Genomic DNA, 17,300 nt, shown 5'->3' on the forward strand with positions numbered 1-17,300 from the left:
GCGCGGGGACGACTAGTCGAGCTTCCCGGCCCATCCGTCGGTGAGGGGAACAGCCCCGCAGGCGCGGGGACGACGGCCTACGACGACCTGATGGGTGCCGGGCTGGGGGAACAGCCCCGCAGGCGTGGGGACGACTCTACACGTACACCTGACCTGCACAAACGCCTGGGAACAGCCCCGCAGGCGCGGGGACGACTTGGTGTAGCGGGTCTGGGCGCCTGTGGCGTTGGGAACAGCCCCGCAGGCGCGGGGACGACCGTCCACTTCGGATGCGCGGCCTTGTGTACGGGGGAACAGCCCCGCAGGCGCGGGGACGACATCGGCAGCACGGCGACGTACGGGTACATCCAGGGAACAGCCCCGCAGGCGCGGGGACGACTCCTGTTCGGCGAGCCAGCGCCGAACGGTCTGGGGAACAGCCCCGCAGGCGCGGGGACGACATGGGAATCTTCGGTAACGACAACGCAGACCTGGGAACAGCCCCGCAGGCGCGGGGACGACGACCGGTACGGGAACGAGATCGTCGACTGGACGGGAACAGCCCCGCAGGCGCGGGGACGACCCGTACCCGCCGTTCTTGACCGGCCGCAGCGGGGGAACAGCCCCGCAGGCGCGGGGACGACAGGCCGTGACCAGCGGCTTTGTCAGGCGAGGTGGTGGTTTTTACTTACTTCCCGAAACTCCGACATAACTCGCATCTCTTCACGCATGAATAGCGCCGATCTGTCTGTGCGGGTGTGGGCTTGATCGGTTAGCGACGGCCGTATTTACGGCGTTGAGCGGCCTTGCTCCAGTTCTGTTTCGGAGGCTGGGGCTGGCGGTCGGTTCCCGGCTGGGCGGTTTGAAGGGCTGGACGGTGGAGGAGGGTGAGTCCTTCGTGGTCGGTGGGGTGCCAGGCGTGGTTGTGAGTGCGGAAGGTGAAGCCTTGTTCGGTGTCGGTTTGGTGGACGAGGAGGGCGCGGCCTTGGTTGGCGTACTGGCGGACTTCGTCCCACAGGTGGTCGCGGATGCGGGCGCTGGGGGAGCCGAGGAAGACGCCGGGGGAGATTTCCAGGAGCCAGCGGGTGAGGAATCCGCGCAGGCCGGCGGGGCAGTTGGCGAGGATGATGACGGTCACCACAGCACCTCGTCACTGTAGTTTCGACCGCTTTCGAGGTGGGCGTCTCCGTCGGACTGCAGGGTCACGCGGTCCTGGTGGTCGCTGGTGTCGTCGTGGTGGAGGAGGGTTTTGATGTCGTTGACGCAGCGGTCGAGGAGGTTGGTGTCGTTGATGCGATTGCGCAGGGCTCGGCGGGTGCGGGAGGCCACGTCGTCGGGGCCGTCGGCGGCGGCGTCGAAGGCTGCGGGGATGGCGATGTCGGTTTTGTAGAGGTCGGCGATGTCCAGGACGAAGGAGCGTTCGTGGCCGGAGTGGACGAAGCCCAGGGCTGGGGAGCAGCCCAGGGCGGTCACGACGGCGTGGGCGATGCCGTACATACACTGCGCGGCGGCGGTGACGGCCTGGTTGGGGGCGTCGCCTGCGGCGAAGTTGTCGCGGTGGTAGTCGCGGCGCTTCCAGGGGACGCCGGTGCGGGCGGATTCGCGGCGGTAGCAGTCCTTGAGACGGCGGCCTTCCATGGACAGCAGGTCCTGGCGGGTGCGTCCGGCGGGGTCTTCGTCGGGGAAGCGCAGGCGGTACATGGCCCGGGCCACCTCCAGCCTGGTGCGTCGGTTGGCCCAGGCGCTGGCCTGGGCTTCGGCCAGGGCGGAGGAGCGGGTCAGGGCGCGGCCGCCTGCGTAGTAGCGCACGCCGTGCTCGCCTACCCAGGCCACGCCGGCGCCGCACTCACCCAGAACGGACATGGCCTGGTGGGTGATGCGGGTGCCGGGGCCGAGCAGGAGGGTGCCGATGGTGGCGGCGGGGATGTGCGTGGTGCCGTCCGCGTCGGTTGCAGTGATGGCGTTGTCGTCGCGGTGTACAGTGCACCGCTCCAGGTAGATGAAAGAGAGCCGGTCGCCGACGCGGGCCAGCTCTCGGGGGGTCGAGGTACTGCGGCGGCTGACGGTGCTCATTGTCCGCCTGCCGTGGCCAGCGTCATGAGGCCGCAGCCGTACGCTTTGGATTTGCCCAGGCCGTGGGTGAGGGTGCGGCGGAAGGCGTCGGTGTCGGTGATGCGCAGGCGGCCGTCGAAGGTGACCCGGGTGAAGCGGACGTCCTGCCCGGCCCGCTGGGCCGGGGGGCGGCGGAACTGGAGCGGCTGCTGGTCGCGCACGATCAGCTCGTACGCGTCTCCATACTGCGTCAGTTGTCGGTCGGCGGGCTTGGGGAGCACTTCGAAGCCTGCCTTCTCCTGGCGCTTGAGGAGCCACTGCATCTGGTAGCGCGGGGAGACGTGAGCAGCGCGTTTGGTCCGGGCACCCGGGGCGTCCTGGGGCAGGCGGATGTGGTGGACGGGGTTGGCGGTCAGCCGGAAGCCCCAGATGTCCCCGGCTGCCAGGGCGTCGAGGAACTGTCCGTAGGCGAACGTGGTCCACCCGGGCCTTTCCAGAGCGGGCCAGCCGGCTTGTTCGACGAGGTGGGTCAGGTCCGGGCGGGTGGGGCTGACGATGAACAGGGCGGTTTCCGCGGCAGTGGTGCGGTCGACGCGCCACAGGATGCGTGGGCCTTGGCCATCGCGGGGCGGGCGGTCGGGGAAGCCCATGTTGACGGCGCCATGCATCAAGTGGGGGGAGCCGAGCAGTCGGCGGGCCTCGGTGCGGCCGGTGTTGACGCGGAAGCGGGTCAGGTACATCAGGAGGTCCTCGGAGGAGTGGACGTCGCCGGTGTCTCGAGGGGGGCGGGCACGAGCCCGGCGGTCGGATCGTGGGCCGGGGCGGTAGCAGTCCGGTGCACGGCGGTGACCTGCGTGCTGCGTACGCCGCGAAGCGCGTATCGGCGGTGATGGGGGTCGTAACTCACGGGAGTGTCACGCAGAGAGAAGTCGGGGGTCTCTGCGGGTGAACTGTCGAGGAGTACGTCCAGGAGTTCCGGCACGGCTGGGGGCTGTTGTCCAGCGGTGCGCTGTAGCTGTCGCACGTACCATCGCGATGCCTGCCACTCGGCGAGGCGCAGAGCCTCTTCCAAAGTGGTGTCCTGCGGTGGGCCCATGGAGAGAGGCTGGGACGGGGGGCACGAGCGGCGCCCGAGGTAGGGCAGGTAGTGGGGGCGCATCAGTGCTTCGTAAAGCCGCTGCAGCAGCCGCGCGTCGCCTTCGACGCCGGCGACGAAGATGGCGTCGGCCAGGTAGAAACGTTCGGACAGCGGCATGGCCTTGCCGGAGTCGGCGTGATGGGCGGTGTGGAAGTCGCGTAGCCGTGAGCCGGGTTGGTCGATGCGCACGCCGAAGCGCAGCGCGGACAGGTCGGAGAGGTCCGCCTGGCGCGGGCGGCCTTGAGCCGCGGCGAACAGGCCGAGGACGCCGCTCTTCGTCGGGGCGTTCTCCGTGCTGCGGCGCGCGAATCGGGCTGCGGAGCCCCAGGCTTGCAGCGGGCCGGCGAGCCGCAGGAGCAGCACGCTCATACGCCGGACTCCAGACGCCCGGCGACAGCCAGTTTCACGTCCTTGACCAGTTCCTCCAATGTCACGCAGGTGCCGAGGTCCTTGAGGGCCTGCGTTTCCTCGCCCACACGCAGGACCCAGCTCTGCTCGCCGTCCGGTACGCCGAACGCCTTCTCCAGCTGTGGCACGTAACGGCCCAGGCGTTCACACGCCTCCGTCAGGAAACCGCCGTTCGGGCCCTGCCGGACCGGTTGCTCGAAAGCGCCGACGAAACTGACGGGTCGGCGGGTGCGGAGCTTGACGATCACGGCGGACGGCAGCGTGTGGTTGCCGAAGGTGTTGATCTTCCCGGTGGGCAGCGAGGAGATGAACCCTTCGAGGAAGGCGGCCACGGCCTTCTGGGCGGGAGTGGACGGTGTCTCGCCCGTACGGAGACCGGTGCCCAGAGTGAGGTGCAGTGCGTCGACGTCGACAGCGGCGTAGCGGTAGAGGGTAGCGGAGTTGAAGTCGATGGAGCCGATCATTCCGGCACCCGCCTCGGCGTCCGTGTTCCTGTCATCGACCGCGGTGTAGTAGTCCGATTCGATCTCGGACTTGTGGACGCTGATCGCGTGGGCGACCTGGGTGGCGGCCTCAACGTTCAGGTCGGTGGAGTCGGCGACCATCCGACCGAACAGGGCGATGTCCACCGAATGCCTAGTATCGACCGCTTGTCGTGCCGCAGCCTTGTTCTCCTTGTTCTTCAAGGCTGCCTGGAAGCTCTTGAGGCCATCGCCAGTGTCCAGTTCGATGGCCAGGGTCGCCAGGGCGTCGAGCTGCCGCGCGCTGAGGAACATCAGGTACGAGGACTCCGGCAGCGCGCCGTTTGATCCCTCCGTACTTTCCTGGTCCTCCTTCTTCGACTTGCGCTTGGGTACTTCGATCTTGGAGCCGGTGGCGGTCGAGAGGATCTCGGTGGCCAGGTCGACGGCGTGGGCCGGGTCCGTCGTCGGGGCCAGGGCCGTGATCCGCTCAGCCAGTGCCTCGGCGACCTTCTTCGTGCGCACGCCCAGCTCCGAAGGGGGCAACAGGTCATCGAAGGCTTTGCGGGTGGCACGCTTCCACGCCTGGCTGGATACTCGCGCCCTCCGCACCCCTCCGTACAGTGCGGTTTTGGGGGTTCCGGTGTCGTCGCGGTTGATGTTGCTCGGCGGGACGGTCTGGAGGATGTGAATGTCGAGAATCGTGCGGCTCATCGGGGGCTTCCGTTCTGGCGCTGATGGGTGGGTCAGGTGCGGTTTTCGCGACAGGGCGTGGGCCGCAGGGGCCCTTTGTGTGCCGGATGCCGTGACGACTGCGCCGGTATGCCAGAGGGACACGGCGGCGCGATGCGTCGATCGCTGATGGTGGTTCACAGACCGGGATCAGGCCCGTCGGTCTCGGCGAGGCGCGGTGGGTCCACGGCGCTGTCCTCGTCTTCGTCGCCAGGACGGGCCTGCCGTTCGTAGGACAGGTACAGCTCGCGTCCCCAGGCGCGGCGGACGTCCGCACGCAGATCCTCGTGCTGCCAGCGGTACAACTGATCGGCGAGCCGGGCGTAGTCGAGCGGGATGCGTGCGGTGCGCAGCAACAGTACGACTTCGCGCAAGCGCACGGTGAGCATGTCGAACGAGGTGGAGGTGCCGATGCGCACGAAGCGCTTGCGCAGCGTCTCGTTGAGTTCATTGTCCAGCCGAGGAGTCGAAGGGCTCTCTTGGCGGTCCGCCCCGGACCCGTCGTCGGCGGTACGGGTGAGGTCCCCGTCACCTTGTGCAAGAGTCCGGACGGCACGTCCCAGGCTCCAGCCGGGCGCATGCATGTCCGCATCCCTGACGGACTGCTGATGCAGCGCCCACAGGGTGACCGCCACGTGAACGGCGTCCTCCTCAGCCCGCGTACTCATTTCCCGCTTGCCGCGTGCTTCCTGGTGGTACAGCTCTGGTGCCGCTTCGCTTCCTGCCGGGTCGGGCCGGTTCGCTTCCCGGCGCTCGTCCCAGACCCGTGCGAGGTCCTCCAGCCCGTCGATGCCCCAGATGTCCGGGGTCTCGTGCACGGTCCGCCCAGCAGCTCGCCGCAGCCGCGCCAGGACCGCGACGGCGGACGGCACGTCCTGGTGGTAGAGGCTCTGAAGCCGTCCGATGCAGCGAGCGGTGGCCACCTCTGGGGCGCCGCGCGGGTACGCGCTCAGGCGCTCCGGCCGCTCGGATTTCCCCGTTCGGCGACCTGTGCGCGTCTGCGGGTCAGTGGTCATGAGGTGTGCTCCGTATGATCGTCGCGATGCGTGGACGCAGGTGCCGGCACCGGGGTGGTGGGTCAGGTTCGGGTTCGGGTTGCGAGGAGCGTCAGCTGGTGGCCTGGGTACCGCCGGGCCGGTTCACGGTGTCGGGCAGGATCTTGTTCAGCCGCCGGTGGAACCACGTCTGCGCGCGGGCGTCGTTGACCCAGGTCGGGCCGTGCCCGGGGAGGTCGATGACGCGGCCTTCCGATGCGGCCGGGCCCGCGGAGTTCAGCAGGTCCCGGCCGAGCCGGAGCATGTGGCGGCGCACTGTGGCCTGCCACTGCTTGCGGGCCGCCTCCGGGTCGGAGTACGTGGCCAATGTGGCCAGCCACTGGCGGTAGGGGCCATCCAGCGTCCCGAAGCCGAGGTCACGGGCGGTGTCTGTGGCGGGTGCCGCGTTGGTTCCGGCGGCTCGCGCCAGATTCCCGGCGAGGTGGCCCAGGGCACGTACGGCTTCGTCCGCGTCGGCCACAGCGTCGACCGCCGCCGTACGGAAATCCGCGCGTTCCTGGTGCAGCAGCACTGCGGGGAGGACTACCGAGTCGTCCACGATCTCGTCCACGACGGATTGTTGCGTGCCGTACTGGGCGCCGATGAGCCGCAGCCGGATCAGCATCTGCGGATCGAGGATGTGCTCGGTGGTGAGCATGGAAGACCAGCGCACGACTCCGGACGGCAGCGATTCGGGCACCCCTCGCCCGCTGTCGTCCGTGGCGGCGCGTCGGGTGCGCAGCAGGCTGTCCAGGCCCCGCCAGGCAGCTCGGCTCGGATCGTGCTGCTGCGGCATGTACACCGGCAGGCGGCCCTGCTTCTTCTCCTGAGCCTGGCTGCGCCGCCACCCCGACATGGGCTCCAGCTTCCACGGCGCGGACATCGTCAGCGGATCGCCGTAGCCCAGGACCACACCCGTGACGGTGCCGTCCTCGGCATGTAGGCGGATCCGGCGGGACTGCCAGGTGTACAGGTCCCGCAGCCCGTCCGGCCGGATGATATCGGGGGCTGTTCCGCGCGGCCCCGGGCCGAACGGCTCCTCCCGTCGCCAGGCGGGCCGGTCAGCGTCAGGCGAGCTCGCGTGGTCCGCCACCTCGGCGATGCCTTCGTCGAGAGCGATGAGGTTCAGCAGTAGAGTCTCGTGGAGGGTCGCCCCTTCGGCGAAGATCCCGCCCAGATTGCCTGCCGACCCCACCCCGAGGGGGTAGACCTTGCCCGCCTTGGCACGGTCGTCACCGGCCATGGCGGACTTGATGCCGGAGGTGTCGTAGGCATGAGCGTGGATCAGCCACCGGGCCGCCTCGGCATACGAGAGCCGGTCCACGCCGGGGCGGCGCATGGCGAAGAATGGGTCACCGTTGGGGACGTCGGCGACCAACCGGTTCAGCGAAGCGACCTCGTCCTTGTCCGTACGCAGACCGCTCACCTGGTAGAACGGCCGCTCGGCGTCCAGTAGGTCGAAGTGATCACTGTATCGGCGAAGGTAGTCCAGCACCGGAGCGAAGGGCTCCTTCGCCTGCCACAGCTCCTCCCAGTCCTCCAGACCCACCGGCCCGTCGAAAGCGTCGTGCGCGACAGCAAGGAGCAGCCGCAGCAGCGCCAACTCCTGCGTCGGCACGTCACCTACGAGCCTTCGCAGCTCACGGGTCTGCGCGAAGAGAGCTTGCAGCGACAGATCCACGGTATTGCCGTCCAGACGCTGTACCGGCAGCCACGGACGGGTGACCAGATCGAAGGATGGCGGGCCAGCAGCGTCGGTGCGGGTCGTGCGGGGCGTCAACGGGCCCACCTCCTGCGGACCCTCGTGCAGACTCGGAGTACCAGTTGTCGCCGTCTGGGCTGAGAGCTCCTCGGGCCGGTCCACCAGCTCTGTTGTCGGCTCAGGGCTCGTAACTCCGATGTCCGCAGCACGCCCATGATTGTCTCCGTCCTCAGGCGAAGTCGCTGCCCTTTCCGGGCCCGTCACATTTGCGGGTTCGGTAGGAGGCAGTACCCGTAGCCCGTCGTCCTTGCTGTAGCTGAGAACGAAGCCTGACAGACGGGTCTGACAATCCTCATCGAGAACGAGAAGCAACTCCCCAGCCAGCCAGGGGCATTCCTTCACCTGCCAGGCTTCGACCAAGAAGCGCTCCAGCTCCTCGATGGTCCGGTCGATCACCCAGGGTTTACAGAATTGCCAGGGCAGCGTGATGGCGCTCGCCGCGGCTGCCTCGGCGGCACGTCGGCTCGGCAGGAAATCGGTCGGCAGATCCAGGCCGCCCCGCCCGCCGTCCAGCCACGGCACGGTGATCAGACGGCCGTCCCGCAGCCGCTGGACGACCAAGACCTCCAAGCTCTCTGAAGTGTCGCGCACCTGCGCCCGTCCGGATCGGCTGTCGTCCGCGTCCCCGGCGTTGGCCTCCAGCCAGCCGATCACCGGCCGCCCTGCCCGGCGCACTGGTCCCAGAAGGAAGTCGCCGGCCTTCTCGCGTTTTCTCGCAAGGATCTGTAGATGCTCCGCGCGGGCCTCAGCCAGTTTCTCGGCCCATTCGGGAGCGCCGACTTCGGCGCACCCGTACACCTCTTGGACCAGCGGGCTGATGTGGTCCGGCAGTACCAGCGGCTCTCCCTCCAGATGCGTGTCCAAGACCGCCAGCGTGCGCAGTAGGAGGTATTCCCCATAGATGGAGGCCGAGCCCTTGACCGGCTGCGGTGTGGCGGACGGCCAATCGGCCACTCCCGTCACCAGACACCGGGCTTGCGCCAGGCGTGGAGGCCGCTCACGCGGATGGCGGTGCAGACGCCCCATACGCTGCAACAACAGGTCGACGGGGGCGAGATCGGTCACCAGCAGGTCGAAATTCACATCGAGCGACTGTTCGACCACTTGGCTGGCTACCACAACGTGCGGCCCCGTCACCGGGTCGCTGCCGGGACCGAACCTTTCCCGCAACTCCATGTCCCTCGCGGCACGGTCGGCGGCTAGAAAGCGTGAGTGTGCCACGGTCACCGCGCCGTCCCCGAACCGCTCCCGCAGCACATCCGCCGCCGCCAGTACACGGTCGACGGTATTACGCACTACCAACGCACAGCCCCCGCCCGCCAACTCCGACTCCAGCCGGTCGGCAAGGCGGTCGAGATCATCATTCAACCGTTCCAAGCACACGTCTGTACGGCGCCCAGAGGCCGCCGCAGGCCGTGCCACTTGAGTCGTTGCGCCCGGGGCGACCGCAGTGATCAGCGGGTAGGCGTCATCAGGCACCGATTCCGGCCCCAGCCCGTCCGCCTCCGTCGGCTGCCCTGTGTACGCGGCAGCCAGTGAACGTCTGCGATCAGCTGGCAACGTGGCCGAGAGCAGCACGACCGGCACCCGGTAGGCGGCGAGCCACTCCAGGACACGGTCGAGATAGCGACTCATATAGGCGTCGTACGCGTGTACTTCATCGATAATGACGACCTTGCCCGCCACCGCCAGATGACGCAGTGCCAGGTGCCGACTTTTGAGTCCCGCGAACAGCACCTGATCAACAGTGCCGACCGCGAATGAGGCCAGCAACGCCTTCTTGCGACCACGCAGCCACTGGTGGGCGTGCAGCCCAGCGGGCTCGGTGCGCTCGGCGGCGTGCTCCGCGTCTACCTGTTGGCGTCCGTCCAGCTCCACCGCGGCGATCGCCCGGCGGTCCCGTCGCATAATGCCCGCCCACACGTCGTTGAGCGCGGCCTTGGCATGCGCTAGGACGACGGACTGCGGTCCGTCCAGTGGGAGCTTGTCCAGCCATCGCAGCAAGCGCGGGAACATGGCATCTCCCGTGGCCCGGGTGGGCAGCGCCACCAGACAGCCGCCTGCTCCGCTCCGCGCCGCCAGAATCTCCGCAGCGGCGAAGGCGGCCTCGGTCTTGCCCTCGCCCATTGGCGCCTCGATCATCAACAACCCGGCCGCAGGCATCGCCCGCGCCACCCGAACCGCTTCCTCCTGAACGGGCCTGATCCGTGCTCCCTCCGGCAGAGTGAACCGCTCCGCGAAGAGCGTCTCTGCCGCCTGCTCCGGCTCCCTCGGAGACCAGGGCCCGGGGAGCTCGAGTCCCCGCCACGCGGCGTGAAGGCGACGTGTCTCGCCGAGTGGACCTGCTGGCTGCCAGGACGCGGGGTCGTAGGGGAACAGCTCGGGAGCACTGGCGATCCAGTCGGAGAGAATTACGACAGCTGTCAGCACCACTTGAACCGGCTGCGGCAACCGGGCCGCGCCCCAGGACGCCCACCGGGACCCCACGTCAGCCATCTCGGCGCACCCGTCCAGCAGCTCATACTGCACACGCCGCCACTCGGCCTCACTGGACCCGGGATGCCGCAGCAGCCGCGATCGCAGCTGCAGATCATGGATCTGCTGATGCTCAGGAGGCGTCCCGTGATGCCCGCCCGCCACGACCGCGAACTGCCCGGACGCCCGTGGGTTCAGCCCATGTCTCGATTCCAGCCACTCCTGCAGGAGCAGTTGTCCAGCCAGCCCGTGTGGGGCCAGGCGGCGGTCGGTGCCGTACTCCTTGCGGGAGAGCATGTCGAGTCCGGCAGTACGCATGCCTTCAGCGAGAAGATCCACTTGGCAGGCGAAGGCGGGAGAAGCCTTCCCGATGTCATGTACACCGCCAAGAAAGACAGCGAGCCGCCGGGCATCCGCCTCCCCCTCAGGGAGAGCTTCGGCCACGAGCCCCTTCATGCTGCGGGGCAGCCAGTCGTCCCACAGCTTCCCGGCTACTGCCGCACTGTCAGCCATGTGCCGCCAGAGCGGCAACCAGCCATCCGTCTTGCGATCGTGCTTCGCCCACACAGCGCGTGCGGCGGCAGACAGCTGGGAGAACGTCGCCTTTCTGACGGACTCAGATGGAAGCGCAGGCATGTTGGGCATGGCATGGCCTTCTGTGCAGAAGTCATCGCTGCGGGGATGGTCCGGTGCTTGAGCCGGACACGGCGGTGGCAGTAGTGGCGACTCCTCGTTACGTACGAGGAGGTCCAGTTCATGAGAGCGAAGCTGAGGCCCGGCACCGTCCGCGCGACGGTGCCGGGCCTCACCTCTTTAGGAGGGTTGGGCGAGGTGGCCATGCGGCAGTGGTCGCATCAGCATCAAGATCACGACAACTACAACAACTCCGCCCCATACCAAGGGCGTGAGGGAGGAAGGCGCAGTGGGACAGCTGGCCAGCAGGGTGACGAGCAGCCCGTGCCAGGCGGAGGGTGGCTCTGTGGAGTGGGCTGTGGCCCTAACCGGGCGTAGCGTAAGGGTGCTCCTCCGAGTTGATGGCATGGGGGCAAGCTGGGCCCGCACTCATGGCAATGCGCTGCGGGCCTGGCTTTTTTCGTGCGGGCGTGGTCGCTCATGCAGTGAGTCCTGGGCGCCGCTGTGTGGCACGGTAGTCGCCGCCCGTCTGATTGGCTCAACCACGCACATTGCAAGGGCAGTTGGTCGCTTAGATAGTCACAAGGCCCAGTTGGAGGTACGACTTTCCGGCCGGGGGCAGGGGCGCGGCCTCGGTGGTGCAGGCCAATGGGCGGTGGCAGTGCACCCCGGTGCCGAGTGTGGCTGAGGGCGGCCTTATGGACGGCGCGGATGGTGATGACGCGCAGTGTGGTGTTCGGGCGCTGGGAGATGCCCCTCAGGGCCTCCCACCCCGCCACAGGCGGCACTCAGGAAATCCCGGGCCTGGTCGACAACGGTATGAGAATCGGCCGCGCGCCACAGTTGGTCATTCCTAGTAAGAAGTGGACTCTCCTTAGGCAAACCATCTCATCATCGACCTTCTGCTCGGCCGGGCATTGCTCGAGCAGCGGTCTGAGTGGGGCCCGCGCGGGTCCCGCCTGTGAGGACGGCCGCGCTCCCGCCATTCAGCGGGGACGAAGGCGGCTCGACGTCTTCGACGACTGGGCCGGTGCTTCCGGCCTGCGACCTGTACACGCCGTCGTGGTGCGCTGAAACCCGCCATGTCGACCTGACGGGCGAGACACGATCAGTGGAGTGAACTTGTGTTCCACACCGCTCAGCCGGAGGTCGGCAAGAACTGGACCGACACGGGAGCGATCCACGAAAAGCGGGGCCTGAAGGGACGGGTCGCGGACGACACCCGGATCGTGCCGGGGCACCCCTCCCTCACGAAGGTTCTTCGCGAGCACATCAAGGCCCAAGAGCTCAAGCCGGGCGACCTGCTGTTTCCGGGCGAGAAGGGCGAGATGCTCGCCGGATCGGTCATCCGCCGTGCGTGGCGAACCGCACGGCTCAAGGTCCTCACGCCCGAGGAGTTCGCTTCGCCGCTCGGGAAGCGGGTGTACGACCTGCGGCACACCTGCCTCACGAACTGGCTCAACGACGGAGTGCCGGCCGCGCAGGTAGCGGAGTGGGCGGGCAACAGTGTTCCGGTGCTGCTCGCCATCTACACCCGATGCGTCTCGGGGCAGCTCACGGACCTCAAGAAGCGGATCGAAGCGAGGGGAGACCTCCCGGAGATCCCCTTGTGAGGCTCACGGTGCTCTCGGAGAACTTCCCCGCGTATTCAGAAACCCGGTGACAGCCGGACAGCGCCGGACCCTCCCCGCCCTGACCTGGGGGCGGTCCGGCGCTTACGTGTCCGCTACCCACAACCCGCTACGTTGCCGTCCAGCAATAAGGCCCTCCGAGGTGGAGGGCCGAACAAGGATGGGCTGAAGCGCCCCCGGCAGGACTCGAACCTGCGGCCAAGCGCTTAGAAGGCGCCTGCTCTATCCACTGAGCTACGGGGGCCGGGTGGCGGCCGGTGGCCTGGAGCCCGGTGTGGCCTGGTCTGTGGCCTGCCGGGGCCGTGGACCGTGGGCCGGGGTCAAGGATAGGGCTCCTGGTGGCTTGTCCCCGGTGCTTCACCTCCGCCGCGCGATGTGGAGGTTCGGTGAAGCGATCCCGATAATCGCAGGCAGGTGCGAATCGCGCATCGCTTTTGGCGTCTGGCGCCCCGGGTGTTGTGCACTCGTTATGCCTGCGCCCCAGTCGCCCCTCCCCTCGCGGGTGATCCGATCGGCGCGCAGGGGTGTCCATATGCTTCAGAAAGCCGTCAAAATTGGGCATTCTTCGCATGTGGCGACCTTGGACGTACGGCCTCAACTGCTTGACGCGCTCTCCGCCCTCCGTGAGCGTGTCGCCGCCGCACGCTTTCCGCTCCCCCTGCCGGGAGCGCCACGCGCGCGGGCCAACCGGGACGAGCTGCTCGCACAGCTCGACGACTATCTGGTGCCCCGGCTACGGGCCCCCGAAGCGCCCCTGCTGGCCGTCGTCGGGGGCTCCACCGGTGCCGGCAAGTCGACGCTCGTGAACTCCCTCGTCGGGCGGCAGGTCAGTGAGGCGGGCGTGCTCCGCCCCACCACCCGTACGCCCGTCCTGGTGTGTCACCCGGAGGACCAGCACTGGTTCTCCGGAGTGCGCGTCCTGCCCCACCTCACGCGCGTGTGGGTGACCCGGGAGGACGGTGACGGACACCACAGGGCCGCCGCGACCGCGGGCGGCGACAACGACCGGGCGCTGCGCGTCGAGACCGCCGACACGCTGCCCCGCGGCCTCGCCCTCCTCGACGCCCCCGACATCGACTCCCTCCTCGCCGACAACCGTGTCCTTGCCGCCGAGCTGATCTGCGCCGCGGACGTGTGGGTCATGGTCACCACGGCCTCCCGGTACGCCGACGCCGTGCCCTGGCACCTGCTGCGCACCGCCAAGGAGTACGACGCCACCCTCGTCACCGTCCTCGACCGCGTCCCGCACCAGGTCGTCGGCGAGGTGTCACGCCAGTACGGCGCCCTGCTCACCAAGGCCGGACTCGGCGAAGTGCCCCGCTTCACCGTCCCCGAACTGCCCGAGTCCGCGGGCGGCGGCGGACTGCTGCCCGCCAGCGCCGTGGAGCCCCTCCGGGTCTGGCTCGCCCACCGCGCGCAGGACCCGTCCTCCCGTAGGCAAGCCATCGAACGCACTGCCTACGGAGTCATCGGTTCGCTGAACGCCCGCATGCCGGAACTGGCCGGCGCCGTCGCCGCCCAGTACGCCGCCGCCCTGCGACTCACCTCCGCCGTCGACGACGCCTACGAACGGGAGCACGCGCGCGTACGTGACCGGCTGGGGGCAGGTGCCGTGCTCGCCGGCGACGCCCTGAAACGCTGGCGCGCCTACCCGCTGGACTGCGGTCCCGACGAGCTCCTCGACGCCATCTCCGAGAGCCTGGAAGCGCTGCTCCTGTGCGCGGTCACCGCCGCCGACGAACGCATCGACGACGCCTGGCGGCGCGAGCCCGCAGCCCGCGCCCCCGGACTCGCCCGCCGCGACGGCCGCTACGAAAGTGCCCCCTACGAAGACGCCGAAAGACCCGAACACCGCATCGGCGTGGCCGTACGGCGCTGGCGGCGCGAACTGGAGGAGCACGCCGAGGACGAGGTGCGCGCCCTCGACCGCATCGACAAGGGCGCCCTGCCCGACGCCGACGTCGTCGCCGCGCTTCTCGCCACCGCCGTCCTCGGCGGGCGGCGGGCGCGCTCCGCGGGGGAGACCCTGGCCGAGCGCATCGGCGCCCACGGTGCTCTGCGGCTGCGCGACCGCGGCAGCCGGCTCCTCGCCGACTACCTGGACAGGGTCCTCGGCGCGGAGCGGGAGCGGCGCCTCGCCCCCCTCGACGCCCTCGATGTCACCCCGGAGCCGCAGGCCGAGCTCATCGCCGCGCTGTCCCTATTGCAGAAGGAGAGGTGACCGCGGTGACCGCCGTCACGGGCCACACCGACCAGACAGGTCACACCGATCAGACAGATCACACCGATCAGACAGATCACACCGATCAGGCAAGTCCCAGCAATCAGGCAAGTCCTAGCGATCAGAAAAGTCCCAGCGGTCAGACAGGTCAGACAGGTCAGACAGGTCGCACTGGCCAGACAGGTCCCAGTGATCACACAGGTCGTAAGGACTACACAGGTCGCGCTGATCGCACGGGTCACACCGACCACGCCGATGGCACGTGTCACGCCGCCGGCACGCGTCACACCGACCGCGCGGATCCGGCCGATCGCACCGATCAAGTGGACCGTTCGGATGAATTCTCGTGCACCGATCGCGCTGGACGCGGGGAACACGCCGAGGGGCGTCCTGGTGGGGCTGGGGACGCCGCCGGGTCCACCGCCCGGCCCGCCCGTGCCTCCGCGGACACCACCGGTACCGCCGACTCTGGGGGGCCCGGGGGGCCCGAGGGGCCCGGAGGTCCCGGCGACCTCGCAGTCGCCCGCGAGGCGCGTGCCGCCCGTGCCGGACAGGACGGCGGCGAGAACGGCACCCGCGCGGGGCACCGCGAACGGGCCGCCGGAGTCGTCTGGGACGACGGGCTCATCGCCCGGAGGGTGACGCCGGGCACGGCTGCCGCGGACGCGGACGGGCAGCTGCGGGCGGCCATGGGAGCCAGGGCGGCCCGCGCCCTCGAACCGTCCGCCGGGCCGGTGGCGGCCCTTCCGCCGTCCACGGGGACATCGTCCACGTACGCCGCCGACACGTCGTCCACGTACACCGTCGGGGCGGCGCCCGCGTCGTACACCGCCGGGTCGGCGTCCTCGTACGCGGGAACGTCGACCTCTTACGACGCGGGACCGTCGACCTCGTACGACGCAGGGCCGTCGTCCCCGTACAACGTGGGGACGTCGTCCCCGTACGCCACGGGATCGTCCTCCTCGTACAACAGTTCCACTTCGTACAGCTCCTCGCACAGCGGCGCCGCCACCTCCTCGGCGCACACCACCGTCGCCTACGAAGGCTCCTTGCGGGGCCGCCTGGAGGCCCTGCGCGAGCTCATCGGGCTGTCCCGGGCGCGGCTCGACGGCGCGACGCTCGCGGAGGCGGGGCAGGTGCTCGACGAGGCCGCGGCGCGCCGGCGCCTTTCCGACCGGCACACCGTCATCGCCCTGGCGGGTGCCACCGGCAGCGGCAAGTCGACGCTGTTCAACGCCCTGGCGGGAGTGACGATCTCGGAGACCGGCGTCCGCAGGCCTACGACCGCCGCCCCGATCGGTTGCAGCTGGACGGATGGCGCGGCCCCGCTGCTCGACCGGCTCGGCATCCCGGGGAGGCTGCGCAGACGGCCCCTCCAGGGCCCCGACGCGCAGGCGTTGCAGGGCCTCGTACTGGTCGATCTGCCCGACCACGACTCGGCGGCCGACGGCCACCGCGAGCACGTCGACCGGATCCTCGGGCTCGTGGACGCGGTGATCTGGGTCGTCGACCCCGAGAAGTACGCCGACGCGATGCTGCACGAGCGCTATCTGCGGCCCATGGCGGGCCACGCCGAGGTCATGTTCATCGTGCTCAACCAGATGGACCGGCTCCCGGGAGACGCCGCCGACCTGGTCCTTGACGATCTGCGGCGGCTCCTCGACGAGGACGGCATCGCCCTCGGAGAGCACGGCGAACCCGGCGCCACCGTGCTCGCGCTGTCCGCCCTGACCGGTGACGGCGTCGGGGAACTCCGAGAGTCGCTCGGGCAGTTCACGCGCGAGCGGGGTGCCGCCGCGCGGCGTGTCGAGGCGGACCTGGACGCCGCGGCGGCCCGTCTGCGGCCCGTGTACGCCTCGGGAGTGGGATCCGCGTCCGCGCGGGGCGCGATCGGTCTCAGCGAGGAGGCGCGCGACGAGTTCGCCGACCGGCTCGGAGAGGCGGTGGGCGCGGCGGCCGCAGGCCAGGCCGCCGAGCGTGCCTGGCGCAGACACGCGAACAAGGCCTGCTCCGCGCCCTGGCTGCGGCTGTGGCGCTGGTACGAGGCGAAGCGTTTCCCCTACCACACCGGCAAGCACGTGGTGCCGCCGCCCGTGGACAAGGAGGCCACGGCACGCGCGCGCGTGGAGCACGCCGTGCGCACCGTGGCCGACGCGGCGGCGACCGGACTGCCCACACCCTGGGGACAGGCCGTACGGGAAGCGGCCGCGCGCGGCGCCCAGGGGTTGCCCGAAGCCCTCGACGAGCTGGCCCTGCGCGCGGCACTGCCGGGCGGACGGCCACCGCGGCCCGGGTGGTGGCCGGTCGCGGTGCTCGCGCAGGCCGCCATGACGATGCTCCAGGTCGTCGGCGGGCTGTGGCTGATGGGGCAGATCGTCGGGATCTCGGAGCCGAACCTGGGTGTGCCGGTGCTCCTGATGGTCCTGGGCATCGTCGGCGGCCCCCTCGTGGAGTGGGCGAGCCGGATGGCGGCGCGCGGTCCGGCACGGCGGTACGGCTACGAGGCCGAGCGGCGGCTGCGGGAGGCCGCCGCCGGGTGCGGCCGGGCCCGGGTCCTCGATCCGGTGGCGGCGGAGCTGCTGCGGTATCGGGAGGTGCGGGAGCAGTACGTGCGGGTGGCTCAGCGGGGGTGAGGGTTCCTGGGCGGGGCGGGCCCTGGCGGGGGCGGGAGCGGAGGCGGAGTCGGGGGTGGGGACGGCGGGTGCGGAAGTGCGCCTTCGGGTGGCGGAGTTGTCCACAACCGGGCGGTAGCGCACAGGTCTCAGCGGGCTCGG

The 17,300-nt window shown here is 69.6% G+C and carries 10 protein-coding genes, 1 tRNA gene and 1 CRISPR repeat array (1 of these 12 cut by a window edge); of the genes, 3 read left to right on the forward strand and 8 right to left on the reverse strand.

Features of this window, described 5'->3' with window-relative positions; all coding sequences use genetic code 11:
- Window positions 1–623: direct repeats of the CRISPR family, unit length 29 nt; unit sequence GGGAACAGCCCCGCAGGCGCGGGGACGAC; it begins 2,526 nt to the left of the window's first position.
- 128 nt (window positions 624–751) lie between these two features.
- From cas2e to casA, 7 genes are all read right to left on the reverse strand, one after another.
- On the reverse strand, window positions 752–1,117 hold the full coding sequence (gene cas2e / locus ACH4DX_RS01460) for a type I-E CRISPR-associated endoribonuclease Cas2e (protein WP_398153582.1): 366 nt from the start codon (window positions 1,115–1,117) through the stop codon (window positions 752–754).
- Window positions 1,114–2,052, reverse strand: a complete 939-nt coding sequence (gene cas1e / locus ACH4DX_RS01465) for a type I-E CRISPR-associated endonuclease Cas1e (RefSeq protein WP_398116747.1) — start codon at window positions 2,050–2,052, stop codon at window positions 1,114–1,116. The genes cas2e and cas1e overlap by 4 nt, the downstream gene beginning before the upstream one ends.
- The gene (gene cas6e, locus ACH4DX_RS01470) at window positions 2,049–2,771 is read right to left on the reverse strand and encodes a type I-E CRISPR-associated protein Cas6/Cse3/CasE (protein WP_398153583.1); all 723 of its coding nucleotides are present in this window, start codon (window positions 2,769–2,771) and stop codon (window positions 2,049–2,051) included. The genes cas1e and cas6e overlap by 4 nt, the downstream gene beginning before the upstream one ends.
- A complete protein-coding gene (cas5e, locus tag ACH4DX_RS01475) occupies window positions 2,771–3,538 on the reverse strand; it encodes a type I-E CRISPR-associated protein Cas5/CasD (protein WP_398153584.1) in 768 nt (255 codons plus the stop codon). Before cas5e ends, cas6e begins: the two co-directional genes overlap by 1 nt.
- Window positions 3,535–4,752, reverse strand: a complete 1,218-nt coding sequence (gene cas7e / locus ACH4DX_RS01480; protein ID WP_398153585.1) for a type I-E CRISPR-associated protein Cas7/Cse4/CasC — start codon at window positions 4,750–4,752, stop codon at window positions 3,535–3,537. Before cas7e ends, cas5e begins: the two co-directional genes overlap by 4 nt.
- Window positions 4,753–4,907: 155 nt before the next feature.
- Window positions 4,908–5,786, reverse strand: a complete 879-nt coding sequence (gene casB / locus ACH4DX_RS01485) for a type I-E CRISPR-associated protein Cse2/CasB (RefSeq protein ID WP_398153586.1) — start codon at window positions 5,784–5,786, stop codon at window positions 4,908–4,910.
- Window positions 5,787–5,877: 91 nt separating this feature from the next.
- Entirely contained in the window at window positions 5,878–10,686 is a 4,809-nt protein-coding gene (casA, locus tag ACH4DX_RS01490) for a type I-E CRISPR-associated protein Cse1/CasA (protein ID WP_398153587.1), read from the reverse strand.
- Between the two features lie 1,112 nt (window positions 10,687–11,798).
- Between casA and ACH4DX_RS01495 the strand changes: the two genes are divergently transcribed.
- Complete coding sequence (locus tag ACH4DX_RS01495; protein ID WP_398153588.1) at window positions 11,799–12,287, forward strand: hypothetical protein; 489 nt, start codon at window positions 11,799–11,801, stop codon at window positions 12,285–12,287.
- Window positions 12,288–12,476: 189 nt separating this feature from the next.
- Here ACH4DX_RS01495 and ACH4DX_RS01500 read toward each other — a convergent pair.
- Window positions 12,477–12,549 (reverse strand) — tRNA-Arg (locus tag ACH4DX_RS01500).
- Between the two features lie 327 nt (window positions 12,550–12,876).
- Here ACH4DX_RS01500 and ACH4DX_RS01505 point away from each other — a divergent pair.
- Both ACH4DX_RS01505 and ACH4DX_RS01510 read left to right on the forward strand, forming a co-directional pair.
- The gene (locus ACH4DX_RS01505) at window positions 12,877–14,526 is read left to right on the forward strand and encodes a dynamin family protein (protein WP_398153589.1); all 1,650 of its coding nucleotides are present in this window, start codon (window positions 12,877–12,879) and stop codon (window positions 14,524–14,526) included.
- Between the two features lie 638 nt (window positions 14,527–15,164).
- Window positions 15,165–17,159 (forward strand): GTPase, encoded by a 1,995-nt coding sequence (locus tag ACH4DX_RS01510; RefSeq protein WP_398153590.1) that lies wholly within the window; start codon window positions 15,165–15,167, stop codon window positions 17,157–17,159.
- Window positions 17,160–17,300: the final 141 nt, after the last annotated feature.

Origin of the sequence: Streptomyces sp. NPDC017940 (assembly GCF_044328435.1) — a bacterium.
GTDB lineage: Bacteria > Actinomycetota > Actinomycetes > Streptomycetales > Streptomycetaceae > Streptomyces.

What these genes read in the sequence shown, in the direction of transcription:
- cas1e (WP_398116747.1), bottom strand. Translation starts at nt 2,052, where the DNA reads ATGAGCACCGTCAGCCGCCGCAGTACCTCGACCCCCCGAGAGCTGGCC.
- cas6e (WP_398153583.1), bottom strand. Translation starts at nt 2,771, where the DNA reads ATGTACCTGACCCGCTTCCGCGTCAACACCGGCCGCACCGAGGCCCGC.
- cas5e (WP_398153584.1), bottom strand. Translation starts at nt 3,538, where the DNA reads ATGAGCGTGCTGCTCCTGCGGCTCGCCGGCCCGCTGCAAGCCTGGGGC.
- cas7e (WP_398153585.1), bottom strand. Translation starts at nt 4,752, where the DNA reads ATGAGCCGCACGATTCTCGACATTCACATCCTCCAGACCGTCCCGCCG.
- casB (WP_398153586.1), bottom strand. Translation starts at nt 5,786, where the DNA reads ATGACCACTGACCCGCAGACGCGCACAGGTCGCCGAACGGGGAAATCC.
- casA (WP_398153587.1), bottom strand. Translation starts at nt 10,686, where the DNA reads ATGCCCAACATGCCTGCGCTTCCATCTGAGTCCGTCAGAAAGGCGACG.